18 protein-coding genes and 1 riboswitch are annotated in these 16,672 nt (G+C 38.1%); of the genes, 8 read left to right on the top strand and 10 right to left on the bottom strand.

Annotation, left to right across the window (positions count from 1 at the left end; translation table 11 throughout):
- Positions 1-12: 12 nt before the first annotated feature.
- Positions 13-501: a DinB family protein gene (locus tag ACFX4G_RS20080; protein ID WP_377576415.1), complete on the bottom strand. Its 489-nt coding sequence runs from the start codon at positions 499-501 to the stop codon at positions 13-15.
- 346 nt (positions 502-847) lie between these two features.
- Between ACFX4G_RS20080 and ACFX4G_RS20085 the strand changes: the two genes are divergently transcribed.
- Positions 848-1,087 carry a hypothetical protein gene (locus tag ACFX4G_RS20085; RefSeq protein ID WP_230184681.1) on the top strand — a complete coding sequence of 80 codons (240 nt, stop codon included), beginning with the start codon at positions 848-850 and terminating at the stop codon, positions 1,085-1,087.
- Between the two features lie 46 nt (positions 1,088-1,133).
- Here ACFX4G_RS20085 and ACFX4G_RS20090 read toward each other — a convergent pair whose 3' ends face one another.
- Positions 1,134-1,658 carry a type 1 glutamine amidotransferase domain-containing protein gene (locus ACFX4G_RS20090; protein WP_013055087.1) on the bottom strand — a complete coding sequence of 175 codons (525 nt, stop codon included), beginning with the start codon at positions 1,656-1,658 and terminating at the stop codon, positions 1,134-1,136.
- A 305-nt stretch (positions 1,659-1,963) separates the two neighbouring features.
- Here ACFX4G_RS20090 and ACFX4G_RS20095 point away from each other — a divergent pair, with 305 nt between their 5' ends.
- A complete protein-coding gene (locus ACFX4G_RS20095) occupies positions 1,964-2,386 on the top strand; it encodes a DoxX family protein (RefSeq protein ID WP_016762814.1) in 423 nt (140 codons plus the stop codon).
- Between the two features lie 69 nt (positions 2,387-2,455).
- Here the strand turns inward: ACFX4G_RS20095 and ACFX4G_RS20100 are convergent, their stop codons facing one another.
- The 7 genes from ACFX4G_RS20100 to ACFX4G_RS20130 form a co-directional block, all read right to left on the bottom strand.
- Positions 2,456-3,619 carry a M20 family metallopeptidase gene (locus tag ACFX4G_RS20100; protein ID WP_043975748.1) on the bottom strand — a complete coding sequence of 388 codons (1,164 nt, stop codon included), beginning with the start codon at positions 3,617-3,619 and terminating at the stop codon, positions 2,456-2,458.
- Positions 3,620-3,848: 229 nt separating this feature from the next.
- On the bottom strand, positions 3,849-4,646 hold the full coding sequence (locus ACFX4G_RS20105; RefSeq protein ID WP_043975750.1) for a HoxN/HupN/NixA family nickel/cobalt transporter: 798 nt from the start codon (positions 4,644-4,646) through the stop codon (positions 3,849-3,851).
- Positions 4,647-4,779: 133 nt separating this feature from the next.
- A riboswitch (cobalamin riboswitch) is annotated at positions 4,780-4,962 on the bottom strand.
- A 105-nt stretch (positions 4,963-5,067) separates the two neighbouring features.
- Positions 5,068-5,487: an organic hydroperoxide resistance protein gene (locus tag ACFX4G_RS20110; RefSeq protein ID WP_013055083.1), complete on the bottom strand. Its 420-nt coding sequence runs from the start codon at positions 5,485-5,487 to the stop codon at positions 5,068-5,070.
- 152 nt (positions 5,488-5,639) lie between these two features.
- Positions 5,640-6,233, bottom strand: coding sequence for an undecaprenyl-diphosphatase (locus ACFX4G_RS20115; RefSeq protein ID WP_043975754.1), 594 nt, complete (start codon positions 6,231-6,233; stop codon positions 5,640-5,642).
- 146 nt (positions 6,234-6,379) lie between these two features.
- Complete coding sequence (locus ACFX4G_RS20120) at positions 6,380-7,312, bottom strand: ABC transporter ATP-binding protein (RefSeq protein WP_377576418.1); 933 nt, start codon at positions 7,310-7,312, stop codon at positions 6,380-6,382.
- A gap of 1 nt (position 7,313) precedes the next feature.
- A complete protein-coding gene (locus ACFX4G_RS20125) occupies positions 7,314-7,997 on the bottom strand; it encodes an ABC transporter permease (protein ID WP_377576421.1) in 684 nt (227 codons plus the stop codon).
- Positions 7,998-8,032: 35 nt separating this feature from the next.
- A complete protein-coding gene (locus ACFX4G_RS20130; RefSeq protein ID WP_043975760.1) occupies positions 8,033-9,247 on the bottom strand; it encodes a DUF418 domain-containing protein in 1,215 nt (404 codons plus the stop codon).
- 170 nt (positions 9,248-9,417) lie between these two features.
- Between ACFX4G_RS20130 and ACFX4G_RS20135 the strand changes: the two genes are divergently transcribed.
- The 6 genes from ACFX4G_RS20135 to ACFX4G_RS20160 all read left to right on the top strand — a co-directional run bounded on the left by ACFX4G_RS20135 (position 9,418) and on the right by ACFX4G_RS20160 (position 15,339).
- Positions 9,418-10,143: a response regulator transcription factor gene (locus ACFX4G_RS20135; RefSeq protein WP_377576424.1), complete on the top strand. Its 726-nt coding sequence runs from the start codon at positions 9,418-9,420 to the stop codon at positions 10,141-10,143.
- Positions 10,140-11,894, top strand: a complete 1,755-nt coding sequence (locus ACFX4G_RS20140) for a sensor histidine kinase (protein WP_043975764.1) — start codon at positions 10,140-10,142, stop codon at positions 11,892-11,894. The genes ACFX4G_RS20135 and ACFX4G_RS20140 overlap by 4 nt, the downstream gene beginning before the upstream one ends.
- Positions 11,895-11,936: 42 nt before the next feature.
- Positions 11,937-12,668 carry a response regulator transcription factor gene (locus tag ACFX4G_RS20145; protein WP_377576427.1) on the top strand — a complete coding sequence of 244 codons (732 nt, stop codon included), beginning with the start codon at positions 11,937-11,939 and terminating at the stop codon, positions 12,666-12,668.
- Between the two features lie 3 nt (positions 12,669-12,671).
- Entirely contained in the window at positions 12,672-14,018 is a 1,347-nt protein-coding gene (locus ACFX4G_RS20150) for a HAMP domain-containing sensor histidine kinase (RefSeq protein ID WP_377570484.1), read from the top strand.
- A gap of 72 nt (positions 14,019-14,090) precedes the next feature.
- Complete coding sequence (locus ACFX4G_RS20155) at positions 14,091-14,666, top strand: PepSY domain-containing protein (RefSeq protein ID WP_121946235.1); 576 nt, start codon at positions 14,091-14,093, stop codon at positions 14,664-14,666.
- Between the two features lie 133 nt (positions 14,667-14,799).
- Positions 14,800-15,339, top strand: a complete 540-nt coding sequence (locus ACFX4G_RS20160; RefSeq protein ID WP_377576430.1) for a PepSY domain-containing protein — start codon at positions 14,800-14,802, stop codon at positions 15,337-15,339.
- 38 nt (positions 15,340-15,377) lie between these two features.
- On the opposite strand, the gene ACFX4G_RS20165 is transcribed toward ACFX4G_RS20160, so the two are convergent.
- Positions 15,378-16,655, bottom strand: coding sequence for a DUF445 domain-containing protein (locus ACFX4G_RS20165; RefSeq protein ID WP_162215167.1), 1,278 nt, complete (start codon positions 16,653-16,655; stop codon positions 15,378-15,380).
- Positions 16,656-16,672 lie beyond the last annotated feature (17 nt).

Consider the following 16,672-nt stretch of genomic DNA (forward strand, 5'->3'; position numbering starts at 1 on the left):
GCCTGTTTTTTTTTATGCATCAATTGCTGTTTTGATTTCTTCTATTTGTTCTTGATGACGCTTTTCATGATAGCCAATAAAATCAATCCACTGCTTTAAATCCATTAACCCAAACACAGGGTGTGGAAATGATTTTTGCTTTAGCTTGTCTTCACTTGCTGTTTCTTCTAGCTCTATTAAAGCCGCTCTTGATTCTGCCAGCTTACTCTTCATCTCTTCTAATGTCTGCTTTTCATTAGAAGGCGTAACTTGAGCCGGTGCATCTACTTTTCGCGAACGGTCTACCGCTAAATGAAGCGGCTTATCTTCAGTTGGCTGATCCACACCGTTTTCTAACTGATCCTTTACACGTGAAACAATCATGCGCTCCATCAAATATAAATGTTCTAATACTTGCATAACGCTCCATGTATTAGATGCTGGCTGTTGATTTAATTGTTCATATGTTAATGATTCTACACTTCTCAATACATCATTTCGAAACTGTTCATTTTTATTCATTTTTCATCCTCCTCTAGGATTCCTCTAACTTATCGTATCAAAAAACTCTTCCATATAAAAAAGATATCCCTTTATTTAACCATGTTTTAGCTGCAATTGTTTCACGTGAAAAAATCACATTTTCTATTTGACATAGATCAACTGAGGTGTTATATTTAGATTTCTGGCTTTTCTTTAAGAGCTGGACATAGTGAAAGTAACTTGAAAGGATGTATCGTACAATGCAAGGTAAAAATACTGGCATTCGACACATGTCTTTGAACAAAACTTATTCACACTGGATCGGCTTCGGAGCCGTAAGGATGCAAGAGAGGTAGGGCTTGCGTCGTTTAGGTTAATCGATCATGTGGAAAAACAAACCGCGGCAATGGATGAAATCCATGCAAGCACAATCAATGCTAATTGTGCCCTAACAACAACGAAACATACAAAAACCGTAATCATGGATTTTATAAAGAAAGTAATCATTTTGTTTTTACACTTGCAAAAGCAAGTTACTGATAAGAAACACGAACAAAAGCGAGCAGATGCATCTGCTCGCTTTTTTAATGATACTTTTTATTTACTTTATCATTTCTTTTTTTAACGGATCTTATAAAAAAGCCGAAACCAATGTGGTTTCGGCTTTTTTCTTATTGCTCTGCTAGTACATCAGCAAATGCTTTTGCATAAGGAGGAAGGTCTGGCGGACGGCGGCTTGAAATAATGTGGCCGTCGATTACGACTGCTTCATCATGCCAAATAGCTCCCGCATTTTCCATATCATCTTTGATTCCTGGCGTACTTGTTACGTTTCGGCCATCTAAGATTTTTGCAGAAATTAATACCCATCCTGCATGGCAGATTTGGCCGATTGGCTTTTGCTGTTCATCCATATGACGAACCATTTCAATTACTTCAGGATAGCGGCGCAGTTTATCCGGCGCCCAGCCCCCAGGTACTAAAATAGCATCATATTCAGCTGGATCAACATCTTTAAACGCGTAGTCCGATACGGCTGGAACACCGTATTTCCCCATGTACGTTTCGTTTGCTTTTTCTCCAACTAAATGTACTTCTGCTCCTTCTTCTCGAAGACGCATCACTGGATACCATAGTTCTAGATCTTCAAAGTCTGCACTAACAAGCGCAATAACTCTTTTATTTTCTAAACGCATCGTAACACCTCCGCCATCAGTATAGCATGTTGGAGAATAAGATTGAAAATAAGGGACTAACTTGTACATAATTAAAGGATTTTTCAAGTGCTCTTCAGAAAATTTTTGTATGCCAAATGGTCTAATTTTATATTTCCTCTTGACTGAGGACAAACATCACACTACAATGTGTAGTGTGATGTTCATAATGTTATAAAATTATCCAAATAAGAAAGACTTTCTGATTTAATTGCTACATTTCTTTTTTCGGGCTTTCACACTACATAATGTAGTGTTTTTCAAATACACTTAAAGGAGGAAGTAAAGTGAATAAAAACGTCGAAATTGGTTCACTTATTATTCGTTTAGTATTAGGTTTTACATTTTTAGTACACGGCTTTCAAAAATGGCAAGGCGGGATTGAAAATACAGTAGGGTTCTTCGATAGCTTAGGAATCCCTGGTTTCATGGCATATATTGTTGCAACCATTGAACTTGTAGGTGGGATTCTTATTATTCTTGGCCTAGCAACAAGAGTCGTATCTGCTTTATTTGTGGCAGTTATGCTTGGCGCCATTTTTACAGCCAAGCTTAAAAGCGGATTTGTTGGCGGGTTTGAATTTGATATTGCCTTAATTGCCATGTCTGCTCACTTATTTCTTGCAGGAAGCCAGTTCCTTGCTCTTGATGCAGTGGTATTCAAAAAGAAAGAAACTGCCTTTTCTCTTCAAGAAGAAAGCAGTAAATAAAAAAAGAAAGCTTATACTCTCCCAATATAAGCTTTAAGATTAGTCCCCGCCGTTTGAGGCGGGCTTTTTTTATATTTGCAGCAGCAAATTCGCAAATAAAGAAGAACGCTCGGACAACGTATCAATTTGAATATGTTCATATTCTGCATGTATTCCTTTTCCGCATGCTCCTAATCCATCCAGCGTGGGAACACCAATGGCCGCTGTAAAATTGCCATCACTTCCGCCGCCCACAGCTGCTTCTTCCAATTTCATACCCAGTTTCGCCGCGATTGACTGAGCGCATTCAAATAGCTCTTCCGTTTGTTTAGACTTGACCATCGGAGGACGATTCATGCCTCCCGTTACTTCGAGCTTAATCCCTTTTAAAATGGGTGTTAAATTCAAAATAATATCCGTCATGCGTTTTGCTTCTTCTTCTGTAGAAACACGTAAATCCACGTGCGCTTCTGCATATTCCGGCACTACATTTGTACCGCTGCCTCCCGTAAATGTCCCAACGTTCACCGTTGTACCTTTTTCATAATCTGTTAAGCCCTGCAAGAAAATCACTTGGCGCGCCAGCTCTTCAATCGCATTGATTCCTTCTTTGTGGTGATTACCCGCGTGTGCTGCTCGTCCCCATACTTTTACGGTGAAAATCCCCGCTCCTTTGCGCGACGTTTTTAACGCACCTGAACCCGCCACCGCTGGTTCCGCTACTAGCACTGCTTCACTTCTTTGTGCTTCTTCTTCAATGTATTTTTTAGAAGAAATTGACCCAATCTCTTCATCCGAATTACAGAAAAACACAATTTTTTTATCGAGCGATAAGCCAAGCTCTTGAATCGCTTTAATCGCCCATATAGATTGTACAATGCCGCCTTTCATGTCTAAAATTCCCGGACCATACAGCTTGTTTCCCTCCGTTCTTAGACTCAGCCTTCCCTTTTCCCATACCGTGTCAAAATGACCGATAATTAAAAGCTGCTTTTCTCCTTCTCCAATCGTAAATTTCAAGTGGTTTCCTACTTCTTTTTCTTCTATGATTTCGTACCCTACCCCTAACCGCTTTTGAAACAGCTGCGTTAAATACATTCCACACTGATCTACTAACTCTTTACTGTAGGACGGTGATTCTTTTTTCACAAATCCAATTAAATCTTCAAGCATATCTTGTTCGTGTTCTTTTAAATAACTAAACACGCTTTGTTCTACCATTACCTGACTCAAATCAATTCCTCCTCCAAACAACCCCTGCTGCTTGCATTAAATGCTTTTATTTATTTTACGTATAACTATGTTCTACGTTTCACATAACGACCTTAAATTATCCTTAATTATAATGGTTTTCAGACAATTTTCCATCCTTTAAATACAGATAATACTTTAACTTATTCATAACCGACCGAAAATAGCCATAAACTTCAACAAATTCATACAAAAAAGCTTCAATCTTCAACAGATTAAAGCTTTCGTTTGACTAATTGACATTTATTTTAATATTTTTCCCTTTTGACTTCACACTCACAAAAACAAACATAGACACTAAAAAAATAAACAGAATAACGCCAACCATTTCAAAGTTTACTTCGGCCCATGGGTTAAAGAAAGTGAATGCTAAATAGAACGACACACCATACGCGAGGACAACAATAACCCAGCCCATCAAGCGGGAAGCAGATTGTCCAAATTTACTCGATTCATTCACCATTTTATGTACAATCATCGAATCGATTGTATCTGTAAGCATCATGCCAAACATAAACACTAGTCCCAACAAAAGCGGCGTATACTTGCCTGCGTTCCCTGCAGCTAGAGACCACACGGCCGTTTGACTGACCGTTTCGGCTGCTAAAGCGAACAATGCCCCTACAAGAATAATTAAAAAAGGATTCGTTGTTCCTTTTGCGATTTTCGGAATAAACTTCCCTTTTAATCCGCTCAGCTGAAACTCTTCTTCTTTATTTTTAGTTCGAAGCAAATGATATGTGTTTAATGTTCCAATCAGAAAGAGAGAGATAATGGATACCCAAGATGCAAAATGATCGAAATATGAAGGAAACGTAAAATTCTTCATCACCACGCCCAGCACCCCGGCCGTGACGGCCACCATTCCTCCATGACCTAGTGAAAACAGCGTTCCAACCCACGGGGCAAAACGGCTGCCCATTCTCCAATTATATCGGGTCTGGCCATCAATAAAAGCTAAGTGATCTGCATCCAATCCGTGCCTGATTCCTAATAAAAAGACAAGTAAAAAAACTGATAAACCTTCCATTTCCTACACTCCTTTTTTTAAAATAAAACGTAAAAAAGCCTCAATTCTATAGAAATTGAGGCCGTGTCGGCATATGAAAATAAACAGCAATTGCTCACTGCGTACCTTGATACACCGCCTCTTTCCTAGAAGAGTCAAGTGTACAGAATAGGTAGGTCTCCTGGCTTGAGATCATCATTTTCTACCGCCTTCCCCATTTTGAGTGACGATAAGATAGAAAACTCCCTGCTTACAGTGGCTGGACCGCTCGAGATTTGCACTCGATTCCCTGTTACCTCTTACGCTATGTAAGAGCACCTAAACTGTGCGAATGATTCATTTTCTTCCTCATTATACTAGTACCGCTTACAAATGAATAGAGAAAATTCAAATAAAAAAGCCCTGCTAAGCTTTACATGCTTAGCAGGGCTTTTTAAAGCAATTAAACTACTTCTACCGTTACGTCTACGTTGCCGCTGATTGCTTTTGAATACGGACAGTATGAATGAGCTAGGTCTACATATTTTTTCGCTGTTTCTAAATCTAAGCCTTCGATATGTGCTTCAAGCGCTACTCCAATTTTCACTCCTTGATCAGCTTTATCAGGAAGCAGCTGAACAGTAGCTTTTACTTCACTGCTTTTGATTTCTACGTTATGTTTTTTCAACATAAATTCTAACGCGCTGTTGAAACAAGCACTGTATCCAGCTGCAAACAGCTGCTCTGGGTTTGTTGCTGTTGTTGCTTCTCCACCAAGCGCTGGAGGTGTTGCAACGTCTAAGTTAAAGATGTTATCTAAAGAGTGAACTTCTCCTGTTCTTCCACCTGTGTTAACGACTGTTGTTTCATATAAAGCTTTCATGTATAAACCTCTCCTCTTTTTCATTAATTTTATTAAAAGTTTTTTATTTATCGTTTCTGTGATTTAATTTTACACAATTTAATTTTAAAAAACAAGTATTAAATACATTAAAAATTTCCCAATAAAAAAAGCCGCGTATTTGCGACTTTTTCTTAATAATATTGAGACTGTTCGTCATAAGCTGATTTTCGAAAAATAGACAAGTTGGTAATGGACCTCATCAGTTTCGTATTAAAAATAACATAATGAATAAACAGCGCCAGCACGCAGCCTAAAACGGCTCCTGTTAACACATCGAATGGATAATGAACGCCAACCCATACGCGTGAAAAGGCAATGAGTACGCCCATGACAACCCACATGCGTCCTGAACGTTTGAAATGCAGCCAAATGGTAAAAGTGATAACTAATGCAGATGTAGCATGATCGCTTGGAAATGAAGAATTTGCGGCGTGATCAACAAGCTGATTCACGTGGTGAGAGATAAACGGACGATCTCGATAAGCAAATAAACTAATCACTTTATTGATAATGACTCCTGTGGCACAAGCACACAAAGCTTGAAATGCTACAACACGGCTGCCGTTTTTATTAATAAGTAAAAACAAGCCGAGTAAAACGATAAGTACATACTGGGCATAATCTGCAAAGAATACCATCAGCGAATCTAGAGGCTTTACGTGTGAGGCATACTGATTCACCGCGTGGAAGATGGTATAATCTACTGAATTAATAGCTGATAACATAATCGAAATCCTTTCTTATTTTTAAATGTCATTAGCTATCTTATCAGTTTCTTGAGAAAATGAACATGTTTTTGTCAGAAGCTTCCTAACTGGTATTTATAAATAATGTATTCAGACTGAGTAGTAAACCAACGGACTTTCGCCCATTAACTCACCTGTGAGTGATCCACAATATTTTTTTGCAAAAAGATTTCCTCTAAAGAAGGTTCTTCGACGTGAACTTGATAAATGTCGATGCCGCATTGAATCAATTCGCGAATAATAAGAGGAATATTTCTTTCTTTTTGAAGCATCACTTTTGTGTACATGTGATGGTATTCAACTTCGGGACTCAACGTACGGAAAAACTGTTGAATATATTCTTTATGACTGCTTGGGTAGGGATCATGTTTAATCATCACCGTTTTTTTCGCTTGATATTGAAAGCGCAGCTCTTCCATTGTACCTTCTATTAAAATGACCCCATTTTTCATAATCGCTACACGTGTACAAATCTTCTCAACTTCATTTAAATTATGAGACGTCATAAAAATTGTCTTGCCTTGATTTTGGAGTTCTCTTATTAGTTCATGAATGTGAAGAGCAGATTCAACATCTACTCCAGAAGTTGGTTCATCTAAAAAGATAAGATCTGGGTCTGCTACAATTGCTTGAGCAATTCCTAACTTCTTTTTCATTCCAAATGAAAACTTTCCAACTTTCTGATGCTCATGTCCTTCTAATCCTACTTTCTTCAGTACAATACTACAGTGTTCTTTCGAAAAACGATGGCCGTCTATCTTTAAAAAATAGCGCAAATGATTGAGCGCTGTCATCTCATCATAAAAGTTAGCATAGTCAGGAAGCACACCTATTTTCTTCTGAAGCTCTAAATCAATATCACTCTGTCCCAGCAGCGTAAATTCTCCTGCTGAAGGAAATGAAACGCCGGTAAGCATATTAATAAATGTAGACTTTCCTGCTCCGTTTCTTCCTAAAAATCCGTAAATTTCCCCTTGTGGTACCTGTAAATTAATACCGTTAACAACTGTTTTAGATCCATATTTTTTAGTTAATTTACTTGTTTCAATAGCATACATATTATACTTCTCTCCTTTTAAAACTCCAAAGTGCCGTACATAAACAAAGTGCTGCAAAAATAAGAAGAACTGTTAGATACCCTTTCTCCAGCTTTAAATAGTAGTAGGGTGTCACATACTTAAACCATGCAATGTACGCTTTTGATGAAAATATGCTCCACACGCTCAGTACCGGTAGAACAAACGATAAAATAATTGATAAAAACATAGTATGAGTTGGGCTTGGCATTAAAGCTGAAAGCATTAAAACAAATGAAATGATACAAACGGTGAATAGCAGGCACTCTAAAAATATATATAAAGAAAAATGATGCGAAATAAACACAATCAGTAGAAATGAAATAGAGATACAAACAAGCCAGAAACAGCAAATACCTAAGAATTTTCCTAGTACAATACGCTCTCTTGATGTTTTGGTAACTAAAAACCTTGCTGTTCTTGTTTTAATTTCTTGATTAATAATATTATGAGAAAGACTTGAAATAAATAAAGGTCCGAACCCGAGAAGCATCACCAAAATTCCCCCGTTGGCTCCATCTTGAATCTGTGCACTTGTCAGTTGACCTCCAAGTTGACTAACTATATGGGCTATTCCATAGGAAGCACCGCATACGATTAAGATAACGATAATTGATTTAATACTTTTAAATAAGCTTTGAAACTCTTTTACACTAATAGCCCACATTTTTAAAATCTCCTTTTAAATAAGTTTGACTGCTATCATCCAACAAAAGGATGATTTACTTCCGCCGGTAAGGCTTTTTTTTCTTTGGGCTTTCCACTCCAAGAAAAATTTGTCCATATACGCAGTAGCTTTTCCACCGGTCCAGTTTGAAATTTTTGCACGTACATATAGCTGCTGATAAGCTGAATTCCGTAAATACCTATGCAGACAAAAATCCCTGCAATCATGCCGAGCTTTCCGAAATAACCTAATCCGTAACCGTAAAAAATCGTCGTGCATATGACCGTTTGCATTAAATAATTACTAAGCGATATCCTGCCTACACTTTCAAAAGCCTTTATCAAAAATGACTTCTCGTATTTCGCATATAACCAAGCAAAGCCTGCAATATAACCAAGAGATAGAAGACTTCCACCTAACATATGTGTAGAACCAGCCCAATTCGCATCTGGCCATACGTACATAGTCCCTTTTAACAGCAAGCCAAGCGGAATCAGCGCGGCTGCCCAACGGCCATACTGTTTTTGATTAGCTGAAACATCGTAAAACCACTTTTTCTTTCCTGCATACATACCAAATAAAAACAAAGCGCCCATTATAAATGGCGTAAACAAGAAGGCAAAAGCAAATTTATATCCTGCTATATTCATCGGATCAACATTGTTGCGGTGGTCTTTAATCTGTTCATAAGTTCCACTTCCATACACATGAATCGTATCTTTTACATATGTCGTAAGCGTTTGTTTATCGCTAAGAAGATACATATTATCGTTTAATGAACCGTATCCGGATGCTCCTGTAAGGACCAGCAAAATCGATGCCCACACCAAAAGTGTTTTGGCTTTACGCTTTAAAAAGAAAAGTAGTAAAAATACTCCCATCATTCCGTAAAATGTAAGAATATCTCCTTCCCATAAAAACACTCCATGCAGTAAGCCAAACCCTAGAAGTAGAAGAAAACGGCGAAAGAAATGCCTTTTTACCCCTAGCTTCCTTCTTTCTAAGCTTTCTTTCATCTTCACCATTGAATAGCCAAATAAAAAGGTGAAAATCGGCATAAAACTTTCCTCTACCGCGACTTTTAAAAAGACATAGGCTGCTGAATCACTTGGTGATAGCGAGAAGAGATGAATCATATCCTTTCCGTAAATGCCATATTGAAAAATCAGCATATTCGCTAGTAAAATACCAAACAAGCTGAATCCTCTCATACTATCAATTACTTTAACCCGCCTAAAATCATTACTCATCCTTTTAACTCCTTTACTATGTGTCTGTGCATTTAGTATATGAAATGAAGTTTTCAAGAAAATAACCAGGAGATTATCTTTTCCTTAACATTTTCCAATTTTGTTAATCTTTTCGTAATGTTCTTATGCTAAAATCGAATACGTATGAAATGAAACAGAGGTGATTTACGTTGGAAGATGCGTCTATATTGCTAGTTGATGATGAAATTGCCATCGTCAAAATGCTGGAGACAGTATTAAAAAAAGAAGGATTCAACCAAATTTATAAAGCTCACACCGCTCAAGAAGCGCTGGATGTTTTACATGATCAAACAATTGATATTATTTTGTTGGACGTAATGCTTCCCGATCAAAGCGGATTTGATATCTGTCCTAAAATTCGTGAGCTCTCAAACGCGTATATTTTATTCATAACAGCCAAAGTATCCGACCTGGACGTACTAACGGGTTTCGCCATGGGAGGAGACGACTACGTAACTAAGCCGTTTAATCCTTTAGAAATTGCGGCACGAATTAAAGCACGACTGCGCAGAAAGCAAGCGCTGACTGAAGGAACTTCTATAAGAACGGAACCACAATCGTCAAATCGCTATGAGTTTGATCGTTTTACTGTAGATGAATCGGCAGGAGAACTCATTGTGGACGGTCAAACGGTTTCTTGCCCCGCACAAGTGTTTTTATTGCTTCTTCACTTTTGTAAAAATATGAATATTGTTCTTTCTAAATCACAGCTTCTTGAAGCCGTCTGGGGATATAATCAGTTTGTAGACGATAATACAGTAACCGTGCATATTCGAAGAATTCGAGAACGAATTGAAGATAATCCTAGCAACCCAAAACATTTAGTTACGGTACGAGGGCTTGGGTATAAATTAGTGAACGGAAAAGCGCTATGAAATCCATTAAAAGAAGGTTGACCTTTCATTTTTCATTTCAGTTTATTGCGATTATTGCATGTGTTTGCTGCGTTCTTTTTTGCGCTTTAATGTTTCTAGCTTATTACCTTTCAAAGCAAGATATAAAAAGAGACTTACCCTCTGGATCACTTAGCGTGTTAACGGGGGATACAACAGTTGAAGGTGGAAAAGCAACCGTTTCAGATGATTTAGCAAAACAACTTAAACAAGAAGGACTATGGTACCAAGTACTGAACAAACAAGGAAAAGTAATTGGAGAAATTAACTCCCCAAAAGACTTACCTAAGCACTACGGTCTTTCAGAGTTATTAGAAATGGATAAAACCAAAAAATTTAAAGGCTATAATGTAGTAACAGAACTTGATACCTTTTTGACTACACCTACTTATTATATTTTGGGCTATAAAAGTGATTTAAAAGACCAGCTATATGCTTTGTATGCTGAATACAATAAACAAAGTGTGCCTCCCAAAAGCGATATCCCTCTTATCAAAAAGGCGTTAAAAGAAAAAGATGCTTCGCTTCAAATTTTAAATGAGAAAGGTGATATCTTAGCTTCAATTAGAATGTCTAAAGAAAAAACACGTTACGATCCTTTAGAAATTATTTCCCGAAAAATTGAACAAGATAAATATGATTCAACAGCTACTGTATTCCATGATCCAAAGAAGAAAATTTCATGGGTTTTTTACACTCCTAATAATTACCACAGTATAACCGATGAATCTATTATTCGAAAAGCTTGGATGATCTCCATCATCGTGGCTGTTTCCGTTCTTATAGCCACCATCGCTTTCTCCATCTGGAACGCTTTTCGCTACGGCGGACCCTTACTTCTCTTCACCAGCTGGCTTGGGCGCATGGGAAGCGGAAACTATTCAGAAGTGCTAACACAAAAAGAGCGGAAGCGCGTCTTTCGGAAGAATGGAAAAGTACGCTTTCAATATCGTCTGTATTCAGAAGTAATCACCGCTTTTTATGAGATGGCGGAGCAGCTTAGCTTAGCTGAAAAAGAACGAAAGCAGCTAGAAACTACTCGCGAAGAATGGATGACGGGAATATCACATGATTTGCGCACACCTCTTTCGACGATTCAAGGATATGGGCATATGCTTGAAAGCGGCCATTACAATTGGAACGAAGAAGAGTTAAAAGAAATTGGCCAAACACTCCGTGATAAAAGTGAATACATGGTGGAGCTTGTAGAGGATTTTTCATTGGCCTTTAAGCTTAAAAATAACGTGGTTGTTTTAGAAACAAAAAAAGTAGACGTTCATCAACTACTTCAGCATATTGTTTTAAAATTCGTTAACGATAGAACCATTGAAAATGTTCACTTCTCTTATGTGCCCGCTCATCTTCAACCTTTTATTCAAGCTGACCCGCGCTGGTTTGAACGAATGCTTGATAATTTAATTTTTAATGCTATTAAACATAACCCTAAGAACACTACCATTACAATTTCGACCGCGATAAAAAGTGACCGCGTCTTGATTACGATTCAAGATGATGGAATTGGAATGGATGAAGAAACGCAGAAAAATTTATTTGACCGCTATTACCGCGGCACAAATACAACGGAAAAAACAGAAGGTGCTGGACTTGGCATGAGCATCGCAAAAGCTATTTGTGAACTTCATAAAGGCCATATCGAAGTAAGATCTACTCTTCACGAAGGCACTGCCATTATCTTGCACCTTCCTCTTTCAGCAGATCAGCAGCCGGACTAACCTCCGGCTGTTTTTATACACCTCCAATCTCTCCGTGCTATAATGTACGCAACTATACATAGACACAAGGGGGAATTTTTGTTGAGTAAAGGCAAAATTTTAATTGTAGAAGATGAGCGCAAAATTGCTCGTTTAATTCAGCTCGAGCTTGAACATGAAGGGTACGAAACGGGCATGGCTTACACGGGAACAGAAGGATTGGCAGAGTTTCAAGAACACGATTGGGATTTGCTGCTTTTAGATGTGATGCTTCCTGAACTGAGCGGACTCGAAGTACTTCGTCGCATTCGAGCAAATGATGATCAAACGCCCGTTATCTTATTAACAGCTCGAGACGCCCTTCCTGATAAGGTAAGCGGACTAGATTTAGGAGCAAACGACTACATTACAAAGCCTTTTCAAATTGAAGAGCTTTTTGCACGCATTCGCGTATGGCTTCGCCATCCTGCATCAACATCGACTCCTGAACAAGAAACAGCCACTCTTCAACTAGGCAATTTAGTCGTTAACGAAAAAACGCGAGAAGTTACGCGTGAAAATGAAGCTATTGAGCTGACTCCTAAAGAATATGACTTACTTGTCTATATGCTTCAAAACAAAAATCAAGTGCTGAGCTTTGAACAGCTTCTTACAAACGTTTGGGGATTTGATTATTACGGAGACACAAATATTGTATATGTATACATTCGTTATTTACGTAAAAAGATTGATGCTTCATTTTCAACTCCTTACATTCAAACAGTGCGCGGCGTTGGCTACATGCTGAAGGAGTAGCTTATGAAACTACAAACAAAGATTATTCTTACATCAACTGCGCTGCTTTTTATTCTGCTAGTAATTGCAAACAGTTCGATTTACTTCATTTTCAAGAAGACCATGGAAGACAACGCCATTGAACGTTTGCAAGCAGAAACAAGCAATGTAACAAATGGGCTAAAGCAAACGAGTGCGACGGTTAAACAAGCCAACTTGCTTCGTGCCTATTTGCCTCCTAACGGAATGATTCGTATTTTACCCAAATCCGGCAGTCCTTTAGTTGTATCCGTTACGGATCAAACGAAAGAGCTTCAGGACTTACCTTATTCCTATTATTCAAATGAACAAACAAGCATCAAAGAAGATGACGGCCATCTATACGCGATTTCACACACCCCTGTCATTTGGACGAACGGTGAAGTTGTTTCTTTGGAAGTCATGGAACAACTGGCAGATGTGGAACAATCTCTGCAGACATTAAAATTTATCTTGCTCATTGCCTCTCTTGTTATATTAATTCCAACTATATTTGCTGGACGGCTTTTAAGTAAAATTATTTTGCGGCCTATCAAATCTCTTATTCATACTATGGAAGAAATTCAAGTGTCTCGCACATTCAAAAAAATTGACCTCTCTGCTCCTTCTAAAGATGAGTTAGATCAAATGGCCAACACCTTCAATAATATGATGGATTTATTAGAGGAAAACTATAAAAAGCAAGAGCAGTTCGTATCCGATGCTTCTCATGAATTAAAAACACCCCTGACCGTTGTAGAAAGCTATGCCAATATGCTAAAACGATGGGGAATGAAGCGTCCAGATATTTTAGAAGAAGCCATCGAAGCCATTCACTCTGAGTCTTTGCGCATGAAACAGCTTACGTCTCAAATGCTGGTGCTTGCGAAAGATGAGTCTCAGTGGGAGATTCACATGGAACACGTAGATGCGGCGGCCGTCTGTAACCAAACAATCAAGCATCTAGAACAAGCTTTTGAACGAACCATTTATTTAAATATAAAAACGGATCATCCCGTCGTAACAGCGGATGAAAAACGCTTAAAGCAACTGCTATACATCCTCTTAGATAATGCCATTAAATATAGTGAAAAAGCGGTAGAGGTAACCATAACAAGAAGCGAAAGCTTTATGATTACGGTCACAGATCAAGGAATTGGTATTCCAAAAGAAGACTTATCAAACGTGTATGAACGCTTTTTTCGCGTAGATAAAGCAAGAAATCGAGAAACCGGTGGTTCTGGACTTGGATTATCCATTGCTCGAAAGATTGTAGAAGCTCATAGCGGGCGTATTGAGATTAGCAGCCAAGAAGGAAAAGGGACATCAGTGACGGTTTGCTTTCCTCTTTGATTTCTCGCCTTTTCTTAGAGATTTTTAAGAATTGCCTGCTATACTACTTTTTAAGATACTGGAGGTGAATGTATGAAGAAAACGGTGCTTTTTATACTTATTTTTCTTGCTGTTGGTTCAGCTTGCTTTTACGGAATAGCAAAAGCAGTGAATCGGCCTGATACAATTTTATCCGAATCTGACGTCAGCAGTATGATTCAGCAAAAATATGGCGGCACTATTGAAAATGCAAGCTTTTCTCAAAAAAATGATGAACCGATTTATCGAATCACTTTGCTTAAAGATGATATTCCATACCACATCACAGTAAATGGAGAAAATGGAGAAGTCCAGTCATTAATCAAACAAAAAGTAGAGAAACAAACGTCTACTCAAACTAAAAATGATACAGAAGAAGAGCAAAAAAAGAGCGAGCAGCCACCAGTTTCTCCTACATCCGACGAGCCTCTCATTTCAATGGAACAAGCAAGAGACATTGCTTTACAAAAAGTAAAAGGAACGTTTTCCTCAGTTGAAATAGAAGAGGAAGAAGACCAAACCTTCTACGAAGTCGAAATTGATCAGTCTAAAACAAGAGAAGCTAAAGTGATGATCAATGCTTACTCCGGACATGTAGATTCCATCACCTATGAAAATGACGATGATTAAGAGTACAGCGGAAAGCTGTGCTTTTTTTATCCATTTTTATTTATTTCTAAGAAAATTTTAAACTTCTTCTTCTTTTCCTTTAAAGTTCATTGGCTAAGATAGTCTTAACAACAAATCGAGGAGGCCATAACATATGAAAGTTATTACAACCGTTTTAGCCAGTGCAGTACTAGTCGGTGGATTAGGTGCAAGCGCATATGCAATGACAGACCAGTCCAAAAGCAATGATAAGAAGCAAACCACAACGATTGAAGAAGCAAGGGCAAAAGACATTGCCCTTCAAAAAACAGATGGCGGCGACATTACAAATATCCAATTAGCCATAGATGACAGCGTTAAACAATATGAAATAGACATCACAAAAGGTAATAAAGAATACGATGTAGACATTGACAGCAGCAGCGGTAAAATCATTGAATTTGATGAAGAGCAAAAAGACGATGAAGATGAGAAAGAAGAGAAACTTCAAAACGTTTCCCCTGCTATTTCATTAGATCAAGCGATAAAAACAGCTTTAAAGAGTGCTAAAGGAACGGTCAATGAAACGGATCTAGATCAAGAAAACAACCGTTTAGTATATGAAATTGAAATTGACACAGCCGATAAACGTGAAGCAACTGTTTCAGTAGATGCCAAAAACGGCGGCGTGATCAGTGTAGAACTAGATGATTAATAGAAAAAGCACACTCCAAAAGGAGCGTGCTTCTTTTTTTATACCGCTAATTTAATAACCGTTAATACAATACCAATCAAGAATCCACATAGAGCTCCGTTCACTCGAATCCACTGCAAATCTTTTCCGACATTGTTTTCCATCATATCCACAAGTGTTTCATCATCTAATTTATCTAAGTTTTCTTGAACAAGCTGTCCAATTTTCGAATGATTCTCTTCTACAAAGCTCATGATTTGCTTTTGAATAGCCGTATCAATTGCTTCTTGACGCTGTGCATCCTCTTCAAGAGCATTCAGCCAGCTCTCTACGTAAGGAACGGCGTAGCTTTTCATAAATTCAGGGCTTTCAATGAATGCTGTCACTTTCGCTTTCATTTTATCGACGATTTCTGTTAATTTGTTCGTTACATTTAATTCATGAATCGTTTTTTGTTTCCATGCTTCTAATTTTTCAAGAAGTTCTTCATTCTGCTCCAAGCCTTGCAGCTCTTTTCTAATTCCATTGACCAAAGCAAGGCGGTATTCATCATCTTCGTTACGAAGACGCCCTGTAATAGAAAGCAATAAATTTTGCAAAATAGACCCTAGCTTCTCTTCATTAATCATGCTTTGAAATGATTTGAGAGCAAATTGTAAAATCCCATCAAGCTCAATATTATCAAGCGCATTTTTAGCAATACTTCCGAGCTGATACTGCGTTTCTTCTTTTTTAATCCAGCTCTCTCCTTTATTTAAAAGAACATCAAGCGCTTTTTCATCATACTGATTTTTTACCACTTCTCCAACAATCGAATGCACAATAGGCTTTAACTCTATTGCTGAAAGCGATGATTTGAGCTCTTTTTCAATAATAGGAACGACTTTCTCTGTATCCACACGATTAATCGCATCAACAAGCAGTGCTGTTCCTTTTTGTTGAATTGTTTCCGAATGAACACCTTTTCGAACAATCGGAAGCAAACGCTTTGTAAATGCAATTCTTTTTACTTTTTCTTGAATACTTTCTTTTGACAGCCAGTCGTTTTCAAGCGTTGAGACTAGCCCTCTTGTAATACGCTGTCTGTTTTTAGGAAGCAGCGCAGTGTGTGGAATAGGAATGCCTAAAGGGTGACGAAAAAGAGCTGTAACGGCAAACCAATCCGCTAATCCGCCGACTAACCCAGCTTCGAACCCACCTTGAAGCAAGCGACCCCAAATTGAATCACCAAAAGGCATTGTGGCAACGAAGCCCACTCCCATAATCGCCAAAGAAATCACGGCTAAGTGCTTTGATTTCTTCTTTTGGTTTGTTGTAAATACATTATTTGATTCCATTATAGTCCTCATCCTTT

Source organism: Priestia sp. YIM B13486 (assembly GCF_042787865.1).
Classification (GTDB): Bacteria; Bacillota; Bacilli; order Bacillales; family Bacillaceae_H; genus Priestia; species Priestia megaterium.

Excerpts from the sequence above, each read along its gene's own strand:
- ACFX4G_RS20080 (WP_377576415.1), bottom strand. The coding sequence starts at position 501 with ATGAATAAAAATGAACAGTTTCGAAATGATGTATTGAGAAGTGTAGAA.
- ACFX4G_RS20090 (WP_013055087.1), bottom strand. The coding sequence starts at position 1,658 with ATGCGTTTAGAAAATAAAAGAGTTATTGCGCTTGTTAGTGCAGACTTT.
- ACFX4G_RS20105 (WP_043975750.1), bottom strand. The coding sequence starts at position 4,646 with ATGGAAGGTTTATCAGTTTTTTTACTTGTCTTTTTATTAGGAATCAGG.
- ACFX4G_RS20110 (WP_013055083.1), bottom strand. The coding sequence starts at position 5,487 with ATGAAAGCTTTATATGAAACAACAGTCGTTAACACAGGTGGAAGAACA.
- ACFX4G_RS20115 (WP_043975754.1), bottom strand. The coding sequence starts at position 6,233 with ATGTTATCAGCTATTAATTCAGTAGATTATACCATCTTCCACGCGGTG.
- ACFX4G_RS20120 (WP_377576418.1), bottom strand. The coding sequence starts at position 7,312 with ATGTATGCTATTGAAACAAGTAAATTAACTAAAAAATATGGATCTAAA.
- ACFX4G_RS20125 (WP_377576421.1), bottom strand. The coding sequence starts at position 7,997 with ATGTGGGCTATTAGTGTAAAAGAGTTTCAAAGCTTATTTAAAAGTATT.
- ACFX4G_RS20130 (WP_043975760.1), bottom strand. The coding sequence starts at position 9,247 with ATGAGTAATGATTTTAGGCGGGTTAAAGTAATTGATAGTATGAGAGGA.
- ACFX4G_RS20140 (WP_043975764.1), top strand. The coding sequence starts at position 10,140 with ATGAAATCCATTAAAAGAAGGTTGACCTTTCATTTTTCATTTCAGTTT.
- ACFX4G_RS20145 (WP_377576427.1), top strand. The coding sequence starts at position 11,937 with ATGTACGCAACTATACATAGACACAAGGGGGAATTTTTGTTGAGTAAA.
- ACFX4G_RS20150 (WP_377570484.1), top strand. The coding sequence starts at position 12,672 with ATGAAACTACAAACAAAGATTATTCTTACATCAACTGCGCTGCTTTTT.
- ACFX4G_RS20155 (WP_121946235.1), top strand. The coding sequence starts at position 14,091 with ATGAAGAAAACGGTGCTTTTTATACTTATTTTTCTTGCTGTTGGTTCA.
- ACFX4G_RS20160 (WP_377576430.1), top strand. The coding sequence starts at position 14,800 with ATGAAAGTTATTACAACCGTTTTAGCCAGTGCAGTACTAGTCGGTGGA.
- ACFX4G_RS20165 (WP_162215167.1), bottom strand. The coding sequence starts at position 16,655 with ATGGAATCAAATAATGTATTTACAACAAACCAAAAGAAGAAATCAAAG.